Origin of the sequence: Bradyrhizobium sp. SZCCHNRI20481 (assembly GCF_032485055.1) — a bacterium.
GTDB lineage: Bacteria > Pseudomonadota > Alphaproteobacteria > Rhizobiales > Xanthobacteraceae > Bradyrhizobium.
On record NZ_JAUEUE010000006.1, the window covers coordinates 110,231 to 122,835 of the forward strand.

The following is a 12,605-nucleotide window of genomic DNA, read 5'->3' on the forward strand; positions in this document are numbered from 1 at the left end:
ACTGGACCCTGTGGTTATGGATCCCGGCGTTCGCCGGGATGACAGCAGTGGGTGCAGTGACATCCACTCCCACAACGACGACCGAGATGATACAGAGCGCTTCCCGCTCATTCCTGCCGGAAGCCCTCGATGTCCTCAGCCGTCTCCCCGCTCGCCCCCACCGATGTCCCCGACATGCCCGCCGTTGCGGGCGTCAAGCTCGCGACCGCGGCGGCCGGCATCCGCTACAAGAACCGCACCGACGTGCTGCTGGCGCTGCTCGATCCCGGCACCGCCGTCGCCGGCGTGTTCACGCTGTCGAAATGCCCGTCGGCGCCGGTCGAATGGTGCCGGGCCAAGCTGAAGGGCGGCAAGGCGCGCGCGCTGGTGGTCAACTCCGGCAACGCTAACGCCTTCACCGGCAAGACAGGCAAGCAGTCGACGGCGCTGACGGCGGCGATCGCCGCCAAGGCGGTCGGCTGCAAGCAGGACGAGATCTTTCTCGCCTCGACCGGCGTGATCGGCGAGCCGCTGGATGCGACCAAGTTCGACGGCGTGCTCGAGGGGCTCGCCGGCACCGCCAGCCCAGAGGACTGGATGGGCGCGGCGCGCGCCATCATGACCACCGACACCTTCCCGAAGGTCGCGACCGCGACCGTCAAGCTCGGCAAGGCCAAGGTGACGATCAACGGCATGGCCAAGGGCGCCGGCATGATCGCGCCCGACATGGCGACGATGCTGTCGTTCATCTTCACCGATGCGCCGATTTCGGCACCCGCGCTGCAGGCCCTGCTCAAGGCCGGCGTCGAGGACACCTTCAACGCGGTGACGATCGACGGCGACACCTCGACATCCGACACGCTGCTCGCCTTCGCCACCGGGACCGCCGCGGCGAAGGGCGCACCGAAGATCAGCCGCGCCAGCGATCCGCGCGCGAAAGCGTTCGTGAAGGCGTTCAATGCCGTGCTGGCCGACCTCGCCGAGCAGGTCGCGCGCGACGGCGAGGGCGCCCGCAAGCTGGTCGAGATCATCGTCGAGGGCGCCAAGAGCAAGCCGTCGGCGCGCAGAATCGCGATGTCGATCGCCAACTCGCCGCTGGTCAAGACCGCGATCGCCGGCGAGGACGCCAATTGGGGCCGCGTCGTGATGGCCGTCGGCAAGGCCGGCGAGCCGGCCGACCGCGACAAGCTCTCGATCTCCTTCAACGGCATCCGCGTCGCATCGAAGGGTGCGCGCGATCCGGCCTATGACGAGACGGAAGTCTCCGAGGCGATGAAGGCGCAGAAGGTGCAGATCAAGGTGGCGCTCGGGCTCGGCAAGGGCCGCGACCGCGTGCTGACCTGCGACCTGACCAAGGAGTATGTCGCGATCAACGGCGACTACCGATCCTAATTCCGCAACCGACCGCGGCCAGGAAGCGCGCAGATGCCGGCGCGCTTCCGGGGGCCGAGTCGATCAGCTCGCGATCCGTGCGTCGGCGACCGCCTTCTGGAACAGCGCCTTCATCGCCTCCGCGATGCCCTGCGTCGGCGACACCTCGAAATAGAACCCGTCCGAGGCGCAAGCCTGCATCTTCTGCGCGATCTCGCTGTTCGGCGACGGGCCGAACGGCCCCTTGTTGAAGGGATCGATCCAGCTCATGTACCAGCTGTTGGTCGGCAGCTGCAGATAGGTGGTGTAGAGCACTGCGATCTTGATGCCGCGGTTCTTGAGCGTGGTGCAGAGCGCCGGATTGATCGGCGACTGGCAGCGATTGCCGCTGGCCTTTGGCTTCAGGCAGGCGGCGTTGCTCTCGTCCGCGACGCCATCGGAGACGAAGAACAGGTATTTCAGCGGCGAGCCGGTGGTGCCGTCGCCCGGCGTCGAGATCTCGTTGTTGATGGCGGGGAACACCGTGGTGAATGGCGTATCCTTGTCGGCCGTGTAGGAGTCGTTGTTGCCGTAGACGCCCATCAGGTCGATGTTGCCTGCGGCGCTCTTGGCGCTGGACAGGCTCGACGACAGCGAGAACAGCGCCCGCAATCCGATCGTCTTCGACGCCGCGCCGAAATCGTAGATCGCCATGCGGAACTGGTTCGTATAGGTCTGCGTCTGCTGCGCCGTGTCCATCAGCTGCTGGGTGGCGCTGCGCAGCACGTCGATCCGGGTGGTCACGCCGAGCGTCTTGGCGAGATTATAGTAGTTGTTGGAGTCGTTGTAGTCGTGGCATGCGAAGGCGCATTTGTCCGAGGTCGCATTGACCATCTTGGTCACGTCCGCCGGCGTCGCCGCCACGCCCATCGACGGCGAATTGTCGAGCAGCAGGTAGAAATCGATGTATCGCGGCATCGAGGCCTTCGCCGTCGACGAGCCGTTCAGGGTCATGGTCTTGAACCCGACGATGTTCATGAACATCATGGGCACGGTGGCCGAGAACGACACGGTGGCGCTCAGCACCGAGCCGGCCTTCTTCACCTCCGGCGTCAGGCTGGTCAGCGTATAGCCCGATGTGCCGGACATGTTGCCGTTGAAGATCTTCGCCGCGTCGTCATTGCCGGCGGCGATCACCCCGTCCGAGGTCATCGCGCCCGCGGCGATGAAGGCCGGCGCCGTCCGGGACACCGCGCCGACCGACGCGGCGTCGACCGCCGCCTGCAGCTTGGCGCGCATCTGGTTGGCGCGGCTGTAGTCGACGCCGCAGCCGACCGCCGTGATCAGCGGAACGCAGACGATGGCGAACGTCACCGCGACGTTGCCGCTGACGTCGCGGCGAAGGCGGGCAAGCAGGCTGGATACAATTCGCATGAATGATGCCTAACGAACCATGAGGGGGTCACGGCGTTCACCCGTGAAAATACGCGGGCGGCCATTAAGGTTGGCTTATTTCAACCGTGGAAACGGGGCTCAAAACGGCCTAGGTTAAAACTCCCTCAACAGGCGCGCCTGGTTCTCGGACCGGCCCATCCCTCTCGAAACCCGATCGGACCATGCCCGACCTGAAACTCACGCTCGTGGTCGCCTGCGCGCTCGTCGACGCCGACAATCGCGTGCTGCTGGCGCAGCGGCCGCCCGGCAAGGCGCTCGCGGGCCTCTGGGAATTTCCCGGCGGCAAGCTCGAGCCCGGCGAGCGCCCGGAAGCCAGCCTGATCCGCGAGCTCGACGAGGAGCTCGGCATCACCGTGCGCGAAGCTTGCCTCGCGCCGCTGACCTTCGCCAGCCACGCCTATGAGACGTTCCATCTGCTGATGCCGCTCTACATCTGCCGGCGCTGGGAAGGCCTGGTGACCGCGCGCGAGGGCCAGCAACTGGCCTGGGTGCGGCCCAACAAGCTGCGCGACTACCCGATGCCGCCCGCGGACATCCCGCTGCTGCCGCATCTGATCGACTTGTTGATGTGAGCCGCGGCGATAGCCTCACGCTCACGCGTCATGCGCGGGCCTGACCCGCGCATCCATCTACATTTCGGACTCTTCAAGAGGGATGGATCGCCGGGTCAAGCCCGGCGATGACGAGAGTGGCTATTCATCCGCTCCCGCGCGAGGGCTCCGCTTCACTGCCGCCTCGAGGCTCGCCGTCGCCGAACCCGGCTTCAGCGGCTTCTGCTGGCTCTCATGCGGGGCCCAGCCTGACAGCCAGATGATATCGAAGGTGGCGCGGATGCGGCCGTCGGGATCGGCGAAGCGCTCGGCATAGATCTCGGCCATGCGGAGCAGGGTGGCGCGGCGCGTCGGCGTGCGACGGCGCTCGACCAGGCTGTTGGTCGCGCCCATGCGGCGGAGATCCTGCATCAGGCCGAGCGCGCTGGCATAGCGGACCACGACGCGGTCGACGTCGGTGACGGGTAGCGCGAAGCCTGCACGCTGCAGCAGACCGCCGACGTCGCGCAGATCGGCGAACGGCGCGACGCGCGGTGATACGCCGCCCTCGCATTCGGCCTCGGCGGCGGCGAAGCTCTGCCTGAGCTCGGTCAGCGTATCGCCGCCGATCATGGCCGCCAGCAGCAGACCATCAGGGCGCAAGGCCCGGCGAACCTGCACCAGCAGTCCAGGCAGATCGTTGACGAACTGAAACGCCAACGCCGACAGCGCGAGATCAAGCGATTGCGGCGCCAGCGGCAGCCGCTCGTCCGCGGTGGCGGCCGCGGCGATATGCACGAGCTGTGCGATCCGTCCCGAAAGATACGGCTTCAAACCGGTGCCGGGCGTCCAGACGTCGGCCGCCTCGGTGAAGGACCGGTTCACCGCGGCAAGGCGATCCGCGACATCCTCGGCGACGCGCTCCAGCAGGAAGGTCTCCGGCGCTGCTGCAGCCCGCCGCTGCCTGAGCGCGAGCAGGCTGCGATCGAACAGAACGGGAGCGGTGACGGGCTGGGTCATGGGGGCTGGTTACGCCGATCCTCGCGGCCGGGCAATGCACCGCTTGAGCCGCGTCCGAGGCCACGCTAACCTGCGATGACCCGAGCCAAAAATAGCGGCGTTCTCCGATCGAGTTCATTGCGATCATGCTCACGGTCCACCTTCGCGACATCAGCATCGAGGTGGTCGAGGCCTGGCGGTCCGCGTTCGCAGGCGTCGGCGAGGTCCAGGTCTCTCACGGAAGCATTCTGGACCAGCAGGCCGATGCCATCGTCAGCCCGGCGAACAGCTTCGGCTTCATGGACGGCGGCATCGACTTGCACTATGCACGCTTCTTCGGTTGGCAGGTCGAGACAGAGCTGCGCGAGCTGCTGGCCGCGCAACATTATGGCGAGCTTCCGGTCGGACAGGCCGTGATCCTCCCGACCGGACATCCGGAGCTTCGCTATCTCATTTGCGCTCCGACCATGCGCGTGCCATCGCGCATCGACGGAACACCGAACGTCTATCTCGCGTTCCGAGCCGCTCTGATTGCGGTCCAGGTACACAACACGCGCGAAGCCGGGCCGATCACCTCCCTGCTGGCACCGGGCATGGGCACCGGCATCGGGGCCGTGCCGCCACGTCAAGCCGCACGCCAGATGCGAGCGGCATATGATGCGATCGTTGGCGGGCACGGACGTAGGAGCAGGACGGCGCGCGCCATCCTGGGCGAGCATCATGATCTCCTTGCCTGATCCCGTTCGCTCCGTCGTTGGCTCGGTCTGCGGCGTGATGGCTCACGCAGCCAAGCTCGCGCTCGACATTGCACTGCCGACCTTGTGCATCGCCTGCCGCGAGCCGGTCGACGGCGAGGGCGTCTGCGCGGCCTGCTGGGGCAAATTGTCGTTCATCGAGCGGCCGTATTGCCCGAAGCTCGGCATCCCCTTCGTCTACGATCCCGGCCCCGAGCTGCTGTCGATGGAGGCGATCGCGGCGCCGCCGGCCTATGCCCGGGCGCGCGCCGCCGTGCGCTATGACGAGGTCGCGCGCACCCTGGTGCATCAGCTGAAATATCAGGACCGCACCGATTTGGCGCCGATCATGGGCCGCTGGATGGCTCGCGCCGGCCGCGAGCTGCTGGCCGAGGCCGACCTCGTGGTGCCCGTGCCGCTGCACTGGCGGCGCGGCTTCAGCCGCCGCTACAACCAGTCCGGCGCGCTGGCGCGGGTGATCGCCCGGTCCAGCGGCGTCCGAATGCAGGGCGATGCGTTGCGCCGCGTGCGGGCGACCGAGCAGCAGGTCGGCCTGTCGCGCGCCCAGCGCGCCAGCAATGTGCAGGGCGCATTCCAGGTATCTTCAGACCGCCTGCATGACGTGCAGGGGCGCCGCATCGTGATCGTCGACGACGTGCTGACCACCGGCGCGACGGTGGATGCCTGCGCCCGCGCTCTGCTGCGCGCCAAGGCGGCCGAGGTCAGCGTGCTGGTTTTCGCCCGGGTTGTCGATGCCCCCCGCGCTCCCATATAATCTGTCGTTCCGTAACAGCTGAGCGCGACATGACCGCTGCGATCGAAATCTATACCCGTCCGGGGTGCGGCTACTGCACGGCCGCCAAATCGCTTCTGACCCGCAAGAACGTTCCCTTCACCGAGCATGACGCGGGCAAGGATCCGACGATCCGGCAGAAGATGTATGATCGTGTCGGCCCGGGCTCGACCTTTCCGCAGATCTTCATCGGCCACACCCATGTCGGCGGCTGCGACGATCTCTATGCGCTCGATCGCGAGGGCAGACTCGACGCCATGCTGGCGGGAGACAAGGCGACATCATGAGCAACGACCGCAGCTTTACCGCCGCCATGGTGCAGATGCGCACCTCGCTCCTACCCGAGCCGAGCCTCGAGCAGGGCACCAGGCTGATCCGGGAAGCGGTCGCGCAGGGCGCGGAGTACGTCCAGACGCCGGAAGTGAGCAACATGATGCAGCTCAACCGGACGGCGCTGTTCGAGCAGCTCAAGAGCGAGGCGGACGATCCCTCTCTCAAAGCCTATCAGGCGCTCGCCAAGGAGCTGAGCATCCATCTGCACATCGGATCGCTGGCGCTGCGCTTCTCGGCAGACAAGGCCGTGAACCGCTCGTTCCTGATCGGCCCCGAGGGCAACGTGCTGGCGAGCTACGACAAGATCCACATGTTCGACATCGACCTGCCGGGCGGTGAGAGCTATCGCGAGTCGGCCAACTATCAGCCGGGCGAGACGGCCGTGATCTCGGATCTGCCCTGGGGTCGTCTGGGGCTGACGATCTGCTACGACGTGCGCTTCCCGGCGCTGTATCGCGCGCTGGCCGAGAGCGGCGCCTCGTTCATCAGCGTGCCCTCCGCCTTCACGCGCAAGACCGGCGAGGCGCACTGGCACACGCTGCTGCGCGCCCGCGCCATCGAGACCGGCTGCTTCGTGTTCGCCGCCGCCCAATGCGGCCTGCACGAGAACAAGCGCGAGACCTTCGGCCACTCGCTGATCATCGATCCATGGGGCGAGATTCTCGCCGAGGGCGGCGTCGAGCCCGGCGTGATCGTGGCGCGCATCGATCCGTCGCGGGTCGAGAGCGTGCGCCAGACCATTCCTTCGCTGCAGCACGGCCGCCGGTTCGGCATCGCCGACCCCAACGCGGGTCCGGACTATCTGCACCTGGTGCGGGGCTCGGCATGATCCGCTATGCGCTGCGCTGCGAGCGTGACCACACGTTCGAAAGCTGGTTCCAGAGCTCCTCGACCTACGATTCGCAGGTGAAGCGCAAGCTGGTGGAATGCCCGACCTGCGGCTCGACCAAGGTCGAGAAGGCGATCATGGCGCCGCGCATCGTCAGCAAGAAGGGCCGCGAGGCCGTTCCAGTGCCAGTGCCGGCCTCACCGACGCCAGCGCAGGAAGTAATTCCGCCGGGATCGACCGCGCTGATGATGGCGCAGGAGCGCGAGCTGCGCGCCAAGCTCAAGGAGCTGCGCGACCACATCGTCAAGAACGCCGACGATGTCGGCGAGCGTTTCCCGACGGAAGCGCGCAAGATGCATTACGGCGAGACCGAGCACCGGCCGATCTATGGCGAGGCCTCGCTCGACGAGGCCCGCGAACTGATCGAGGAAGGCATCGAGGTCGCCCCGATCCCGGTGCTGCCGGACGATAGGAATTGAGCAATCGAGAAGGCCTTTTCGTCATTGCGAGCGAAGCGAAGCAATCCAGGAGCCGAGGACAGATTCTGGATTGCTTCGCTTCGCTCGCAATGACGGGGGAGAGATCTCGGCCTGCACTCTCTCTTTCGCCGGTGTGACGACATGCCCCCCCTCTCCTCGTCCTGGCAGCTCTGGGCCCTCCTCTCCGCGCTGTTTGCGGCCCTCACCGCCATCTTCGCCAAGGTTGGCGTCGAAGGTCTCAACTCCGATCTTGCCACGCTGATCCGCACCGCGATCGTGCTGATGACGCTGGCGCTGATCCTGTTTGCGACGGGCCAGCTCACCAGCCCGGGACCGATCTCGACCAAGAGCTGGGTGTTCCTGACGCTGTCGGCGCTCGGCACCGGCGCCTCGTGGCTGTGCTACTTCCGCGCCCTGAAGCTCGGCCCCGCGACGCTGGTCGCGCCGATCGACAAGCTCAGCGTCGTGCTGGTCGCCTTGTTCGGCGTCGTGTTTCTCGGCGAACGACCGAGCCTGCAGGGCTGGATCGGCATCGTCCTGATCGCGGCCGGCGCCGTGCTGATCGCGATCAAGGGCTGACTATACTGCGATCAGCAGCGCTACCCCGGCAACGATCAGCACGATGCCACAGACCTCGCGCAGCGAAACCGGCTGCTTGAACGAGTAGTACGACACGCCCTGCGCGAACAGCACCTCGATCAGCGCGAGCGTGCGGACGTTGGCAGCCGCCGTCAGCGCGAAAGCCAGGAACCAGAATTGTGACGCGAAGGCGCCGACGAAGCCGGCCATCATCGACGGCCGCCACAGCGACAGGATTCCGCGCAGGATGTCCGGCGCGCGCGCCAGCAGGTAGACGGTCAGGATCGCGGTTTGCACGAACAGGCCCCAGACCAGCGTGTACGATGCGGCGGTCACGAAGGAGACGCCGTCGACGGTGATGATGGCGCCGCGGAAGCCGACCGCCGACAGGGCGAACGCCGCCGCCGCAACGAGGCCGGTCACGGTCGGCTTCAACTCCGCAAAGCTCTTGTCGCCACCGGGCCGAAGCGCCGTGACGACGACGCCGATGGTGGCGATCAGGATCGCGATTACCTTCGGCACCGAGAGCGGATCGCCGAGGAAGATGAAGCCGAAGATCGCGGTCTGGATCGCTTCGGTCTTCAGATAGGCCGTGGTGACGACGAAGGAGCGGTCGGTCATCGCCAGCAGCATCAGCCCGGTGGCGATGATCTGGCTGAGCGCGCCGAGCAGCAGCCACGGCCAGAACGCCGCCGACGGCCACGGCAGATGGTCGCCGGTCGCCAGCAGCACCGCGGTCAGGAACACCAGCGAGAACGGGAAGCCGAACAGGAAGCGGATGTTGGTCGCGCCCCAGGTGCCGAGCTTCGCCGTCAGCGACCGCTGCATCGCATTGCGTGCGACCTGACCGACCGCAGCCACCAGCGTGAAGGGAATCCAGAGCGAGGCGATGGTGAGCATGCGCGGCACTGTGCGACGGTGAGGCCGGCACCGTGACGAGCGCGGGGCGCCGGGTCAACAGGACAGGCGACGATTCGGTCGCATGTCAGGATTGCAAGTCAGCGGCGGGACGACGCGCACTTGTCCGAGGTTTATGGTACGCTCGTGCCGCACGACCAGTGTCGTCCCTGCGAACGCAGGGACCCATAACCACTGGCTTCAATTGGTTCAGACGATGTCTCCACACGATGGTGCGGCGATGTATTACGTCTACATTCTCGCCAGCGGCCGTTACGGCACCCTGTATATCGGTGTTACCAACTCGATACAAAAACGGATTGGGCAGCATCGCGATGGCGAAGGCTCGGATTTCGTCAAGAAGTACGGCGTGTTTCGGCTGGTCTACGTGGAAACATACGCTGTCGCCGAGGAAGCAATCACCCGCGAAAAGCAGCTCAAGCGCTGGAAGCGCGACTGGAAGATCGAGCTGATCGAGCGCGACAATCTCGAACGGCGCGATCTCAGCGACCTGATCTCCTAGGGTGCCACAAACCAATCCCTGTGGTTATGGGTCCCTGCGTTCGCAGGGACGACACCTTTGGTCGAGCGCCATCTGGCTGGACCGACGACAACCGAGAATGAAGCTGGCGGGGGGAGCAAAGCTGTCGTCCCGGGCAAGCCCAATGACGCGACGCGTCAGCGGGCGTAGACCCGGGACCCATACCGCGTGATCTGTCTTGGGGCAGGCTGCACGTTGAACCTGTCGCGCCACGGAAAGCCCGCCAGCGACCTGATCTCCTAGCGTGCCCCGAACCACTCTCTGGGGTTATGGGTCCCTGCGTTCGCAGGGACGACACCGGTTGTGGAGCAGCACCCCGGCCGAACCGAAGCGCGACGCCGTGCTACACCATCTGCTCGGCAACCATCATGTAGTTCACGTCCATGTCGGTCGACAGACTCCAGCGGTCGGCGAAGGGGCTGTAGACGACGCCGCTCTGCTCGGTGATGACCAGACGATTGTCGAGCAGGTATTTCGTCAGCTCGTCCGGCGTGACGAACTTGCTCCACTCATGCGTGCCGCGCGGCAGCCAGCGCAGCACATATTCGGCACCGACGATGGCGAGCGCGAAGCTCTTCCAGTTGCGGTTCAGCGTCGAGACCACCATCATGCCGCCCGGCTTCAGCACGGCGGCACAGCGGCCGAGGAAGGCACCGACATCGGTGACGTGCTCGACGACCTCCATCGCCAGCACGATGTCGAAGCGCTCGCGCGGATCCATCTCCTCGATCGTGGTGCAGCGATAGTCGATCGACAGATGGCCCTTTTCCGCATGCAGCCTGGCAGCGGCAATGTTGCTGGCCGAGGGATCGACGCCGACGACTTGCGCGCCCAGCCGCGTGAACGGCTCGCACAGCAATCCCGCGCCGCAGCCGATGTCGAGCATGCGCAGTCCCGAGAGGCAGTTCAGGCTCTTGGCGTTGCGCTCGAATTTCCGGCAGGCGGCATCGCGGATGTAGGTCAGGCGCAGCGGGTTAATCTTGTGCAGGGGCGCCATCTTGCCCTTGGGGTCCCACCAGGTCTCGGACAGTTTCGAGAACTTCGCGATCTCGGCCGGATCGACGGTCGAGCCGGAGGGAACAGAAGTGCTGCGGGAATCCTGAGGCATTGTCATCGCTGAATACTCAATGATCGAAGCTGCGGCGCCGTACCGGGTTAACGCGCCGTGATGGCGTTCCGGAACGCCAGCGGCTCCGCGATGGTCGAAATGGTTTCCTTGCCCTCGCCCACCCCCAAGATGGTGACGTCGCCGTAATTGAGAACCCGTCCCATGATGGTCTGGTTGACGTCGACGCTCTCGACCTTGTCGAGGGCCATCTCGAAGGTACGGCGCTTGATGAAACCGGTTTTATGGACGACGCGACGATTGGTAACGTCCGTCTCCGTGGTGAGGCGATGGAACCAGGCCCGGACCGTCCAATACAGGGCGACAATGGCGATAACGGCGGCGGTGGCCAGGCACAGCATGACCAAACTGTCGTTCACGGTCATGCGGGAGAGGACGAGCAATCCAAACACGACGATCCAGGCCCCGATCGCGGGCAGGTAGAACATCCAATGCGCGTTGGTCGAATACAGCACCTTCTCGCCGGGTTGCAGGATTTCGTCGATGTAACGCGCCATTCCAAGCCTCTCACCTGACCCTGTCACCAACCTGACCCTGTCACCACAAGGAACCGTCTTGCCCCCAGCCGCGGCGCTATGTATACGCGCGTTTCGGCTGGCGCGCCTCCGGTTTCGCGCTCAGCCGGTCAACTTATCCTCCTGATGGGAATGAGCGCGTCGTCATGGGTCGCCTCGTGCTGAAATTCGGCGGCACATCCGTCGCCAACATCGACCGCATCCGCAACGTCGCGCGCCACGTCAAGCGCGAGGTCGATGCCGGTCATGAGGTTGCCGTCGTCGTCTCGGCGATGTCGGGCAAGACCAACGAGCTGGTCGCCTGGTGCACCGAGGCGTCGCCGATGCATGATGCGCGCGAATACGACGCCGTGGTGGCCTCGGGCGAGCAGGTCACGTCCGGCCTGCTGGCGATCGTGCTGCAGAGCATGGGCATCCAGGCCCGCTCGTGGCAGGGCTGGCAGATCCCGATCAAGACCAGCGACGCCCATGCCTCGGCGCGAATCGTCGATATCGACGGCGCCGAGCTGATCCAGCGCTTCCGCGACCGCAAGGAAGTTGCGGTCATCGCCGGCTTCCAGGGCATCAACGCCGAAACCGGGCGAATCACCACGCTCGGCCGCGGCGGCTCGGACACTTCGGCGGTGGCGATCGCGGCCGCCATCAGGGCCGACCGCTGCGACATCTATACCGACGTCGACGGCGTCTACACCACCGACCCCCGGGTGGTGCCGAAGGCCAAGCGGCTCGACAAGATCGCCTTCGAGGACATGCTGGAGCTGGCGTCCCAGGGCGCCAAGGTGCTGCAGGTCCGTTCGGTGGAACTGGGCATGGTGCACAACATGCCGATCTTCGTCCGCTCCTCATTCGACAAGCCCGAGGATATCGACCCGCACGCCAACCAGCCGCCGGGGACGCTGATCTGCAGCGAGGAACAAATCATGGAAAATCACGTCGTGACCGGCATCGCCTTCTCCAAGGACGAGGCCCAGATCTCGGTGCGCCAGATCGAGGACAAGCCGGGCGTTGCCGCGTCGATCTTCGGACCGCTGGCTGATGCCAACATCAATGTCGACATGATCGTCCAGAACGTCTCGGAAGATGGCAAGACCACCGATCTGACCTTCACGGTGCCGGCGACCGACTACAACCGGGCGCGCGAGACCATCACCGCGGCCAAGGACAAGATCGGCTACCAGCGCTTGGATACCGCAACCGACGTCGCCAAGGTCTCGGTGATCGGCTCGGGCATGCGCAGCCATGCCGGCGTCGCCGCCAAGGGATTTGCCGCGCTCGCCGCCCGCAACATCAACATTCGCGCGATCACGACCTCCGAGATCAAGTTCTCGGTGCTGATCGACGCCGCCTATACCGAGCTCGCCGTCCGCACGCTGCACACGCTCTACGGACTGGACCAGGCCTAGAAAATCCTCCTCCGCAACCACACCTGTCCCGTTATGTGACAGCGGGACGGGCCGGAGGTCGTT

Annotated in this window: 15 protein-coding genes; 10 read left to right on the forward strand and 5 right to left on the reverse strand. The window is 65.7% G+C overall.

The features are described from left to right. Positions 1–129: 129 nt before the first annotated feature. A complete protein-coding gene (gene argJ, locus QX132_RS11315; protein ID WP_315797280.1) occupies positions 130–1,371 on the forward strand; it encodes a bifunctional glutamate N-acetyltransferase/amino-acid acetyltransferase ArgJ in 1,242 nt (413 codons plus the stop codon). A gap of 63 nt (positions 1,372–1,434) precedes the next feature. On the opposite strand, the gene QX132_RS11320 is transcribed toward argJ, so the two are convergent. Next, positions 1,435–2,763 carry a TadE/TadG family type IV pilus assembly protein gene (locus QX132_RS11320; RefSeq protein WP_315773186.1) on the reverse strand — a complete coding sequence of 443 codons (1,329 nt, stop codon included), beginning with the start codon at positions 2,761–2,763 and terminating at the stop codon, positions 1,435–1,437. Between the two features lie 182 nt (positions 2,764–2,945). On the opposite strand from QX132_RS11320, the gene QX132_RS11325 reads away from it, so the two are divergent. Further along, positions 2,946–3,356, forward strand: a complete 411-nt coding sequence (locus QX132_RS11325) for a (deoxy)nucleoside triphosphate pyrophosphohydrolase (protein WP_315735232.1) — start codon at positions 2,946–2,948, stop codon at positions 3,354–3,356. A gap of 120 nt (positions 3,357–3,476) precedes the next feature. Here the strand turns inward: QX132_RS11325 and QX132_RS11330 are convergent, their stop codons facing one another. Next, the gene (locus QX132_RS11330; protein ID WP_316161186.1) at positions 3,477–4,334 is read right to left on the reverse strand and encodes a methyltransferase domain-containing protein; all 858 of its coding nucleotides are present in this window, start codon (positions 4,332–4,334) and stop codon (positions 3,477–3,479) included. Positions 4,335–4,459: 125 nt separating this feature from the next. Here QX132_RS11330 and QX132_RS11335 point away from each other — a divergent pair, with 125 nt between their 5' ends. From QX132_RS11335 to QX132_RS11360, 6 genes are all read left to right on the forward strand, one after another. After that, positions 4,460–5,050, forward strand: coding sequence for a macro domain-containing protein (locus tag QX132_RS11335; protein ID WP_316161187.1), 591 nt, complete (start codon positions 4,460–4,462; stop codon positions 5,048–5,050). After that, complete coding sequence (locus QX132_RS11340; RefSeq protein ID WP_410052859.1) at positions 5,034–5,822, forward strand: ComF family protein; 789 nt, start codon at positions 5,034–5,036, stop codon at positions 5,820–5,822. The genes QX132_RS11335 and QX132_RS11340 overlap by 17 nt, the downstream gene beginning before the upstream one ends. Positions 5,823–5,851: 29 nt before the next feature. Further along, positions 5,852–6,127, forward strand: coding sequence for a glutaredoxin 3 (gene grxC / locus QX132_RS11345; RefSeq protein WP_315735238.1), 276 nt, complete (start codon positions 5,852–5,854; stop codon positions 6,125–6,127). After that, positions 6,124–7,002, forward strand: coding sequence for a carbon-nitrogen hydrolase family protein (locus QX132_RS11350; RefSeq protein WP_315735240.1), 879 nt, complete (start codon positions 6,124–6,126; stop codon positions 7,000–7,002). The genes grxC and QX132_RS11350 overlap by 4 nt, the downstream gene beginning before the upstream one ends. Continuing rightward, entirely contained in the window at positions 6,999–7,481 is a 483-nt protein-coding gene (locus QX132_RS11355; protein WP_315735242.1) for a DUF1178 family protein, read from the forward strand. Before QX132_RS11350 ends, QX132_RS11355 begins: the two co-directional genes overlap by 4 nt. 141 nt (positions 7,482–7,622) lie before the next feature. Beyond that, on the forward strand, positions 7,623–8,060 hold the full coding sequence (locus tag QX132_RS11360) for an EamA family transporter (RefSeq protein ID WP_315797277.1): 438 nt from the start codon (positions 7,623–7,625) through the stop codon (positions 8,058–8,060). On the opposite strand, the gene QX132_RS11365 is transcribed toward QX132_RS11360, so the two are convergent. Then, complete coding sequence (locus QX132_RS11365) at positions 8,061–8,960, reverse strand: EamA family transporter (protein WP_315797276.1); 900 nt, start codon at positions 8,958–8,960, stop codon at positions 8,061–8,063. Positions 8,961–9,198: 238 nt separating this feature from the next. Between QX132_RS11365 and QX132_RS11370 the strand changes: the two genes are divergently transcribed. Then, positions 9,199–9,480 carry a GIY-YIG nuclease family protein gene (locus tag QX132_RS11370; protein ID WP_316161357.1) on the forward strand — a complete coding sequence of 94 codons (282 nt, stop codon included), beginning with the start codon at positions 9,199–9,201 and terminating at the stop codon, positions 9,478–9,480. A 361-nt stretch (positions 9,481–9,841) separates the two neighbouring features. Here QX132_RS11370 and ubiG read toward each other — a convergent pair whose 3' ends face one another. Continuing rightward, positions 9,842–10,606, reverse strand: a complete 765-nt coding sequence (ubiG, locus tag QX132_RS11375) for a bifunctional 2-polyprenyl-6-hydroxyphenol methylase/3-demethylubiquinol 3-O-methyltransferase UbiG (protein ID WP_409997692.1) — start codon at positions 10,604–10,606, stop codon at positions 9,842–9,844. A gap of 47 nt (positions 10,607–10,653) precedes the next feature. Next, the gene (locus QX132_RS11380; RefSeq protein WP_315735252.1) at positions 10,654–11,121 is read right to left on the reverse strand and encodes a PH domain-containing protein; all 468 of its coding nucleotides are present in this window, start codon (positions 11,119–11,121) and stop codon (positions 10,654–10,656) included. Positions 11,122–11,285: 164 nt separating this feature from the next. Between QX132_RS11380 and QX132_RS11385 the strand changes: the two genes are divergently transcribed. Beyond that, positions 11,286–12,542, forward strand: coding sequence for an aspartate kinase (locus QX132_RS11385; protein WP_316161188.1), 1,257 nt, complete (start codon positions 11,286–11,288; stop codon positions 12,540–12,542). Positions 12,543–12,605: the final 63 nt, after the last annotated feature.

Bases quoted from the DNA above. Each gene is read 5' to 3' on its own strand.
- QX132_RS11370 (WP_316161357.1), top strand. From the start codon at position 9,199: ATGTATTACGTCTACATTCTCGCCAGCGGCCGTTACGGCACCCTGTAT.
- QX132_RS11335 (WP_316161187.1), top strand. From the start codon at position 4,460: ATGCTCACGGTCCACCTTCGCGACATCAGCATCGAGGTGGTCGAGGCC.
- grxC (WP_315735238.1), top strand. From the start codon at position 5,852: ATGACCGCTGCGATCGAAATCTATACCCGTCCGGGGTGCGGCTACTGC.
- QX132_RS11380 (WP_315735252.1), bottom strand. From the start codon at position 11,121: ATGGCGCGTTACATCGACGAAATCCTGCAACCCGGCGAGAAGGTGCTG.
- QX132_RS11355 (WP_315735242.1), top strand. From the start codon at position 6,999: ATGATCCGCTATGCGCTGCGCTGCGAGCGTGACCACACGTTCGAAAGC.
- QX132_RS11330 (WP_316161186.1), bottom strand. From the start codon at position 4,334: ATGACCCAGCCCGTCACCGCTCCCGTTCTGTTCGATCGCAGCCTGCTC.
- QX132_RS11365 (WP_315797276.1), bottom strand. From the start codon at position 8,960: ATGCTCACCATCGCCTCGCTCTGGATTCCCTTCACGCTGGTGGCTGCG.
- QX132_RS11320 (WP_315773186.1), bottom strand. From the start codon at position 2,763: ATGCGAATTGTATCCAGCCTGCTTGCCCGCCTTCGCCGCGACGTCAGC.
- argJ (WP_315797280.1), top strand. From the start codon at position 130: ATGTCCTCAGCCGTCTCCCCGCTCGCCCCCACCGATGTCCCCGACATG.
- ubiG (WP_409997692.1), bottom strand. From the start codon at position 10,606: ATGCCTCAGGATTCCCGCAGCACTTCTGTTCCCTCCGGCTCGACCGTC.
- QX132_RS11350 (WP_315735240.1), top strand. From the start codon at position 6,124: ATGAGCAACGACCGCAGCTTTACCGCCGCCATGGTGCAGATGCGCACC.
- QX132_RS11385 (WP_316161188.1), top strand. From the start codon at position 11,286: ATGGGTCGCCTCGTGCTGAAATTCGGCGGCACATCCGTCGCCAACATC.
- QX132_RS11325 (WP_315735232.1), top strand. From the start codon at position 2,946: ATGCCCGACCTGAAACTCACGCTCGTGGTCGCCTGCGCGCTCGTCGAC.
- QX132_RS11340 (WP_410052859.1), top strand. From the start codon at position 5,034: ATGATCTCCTTGCCTGATCCCGTTCGCTCCGTCGTTGGCTCGGTCTGC.
- QX132_RS11360 (WP_315797277.1), top strand. From the start codon at position 7,623: ATGCCCCCCCTCTCCTCGTCCTGGCAGCTCTGGGCCCTCCTCTCCGCG.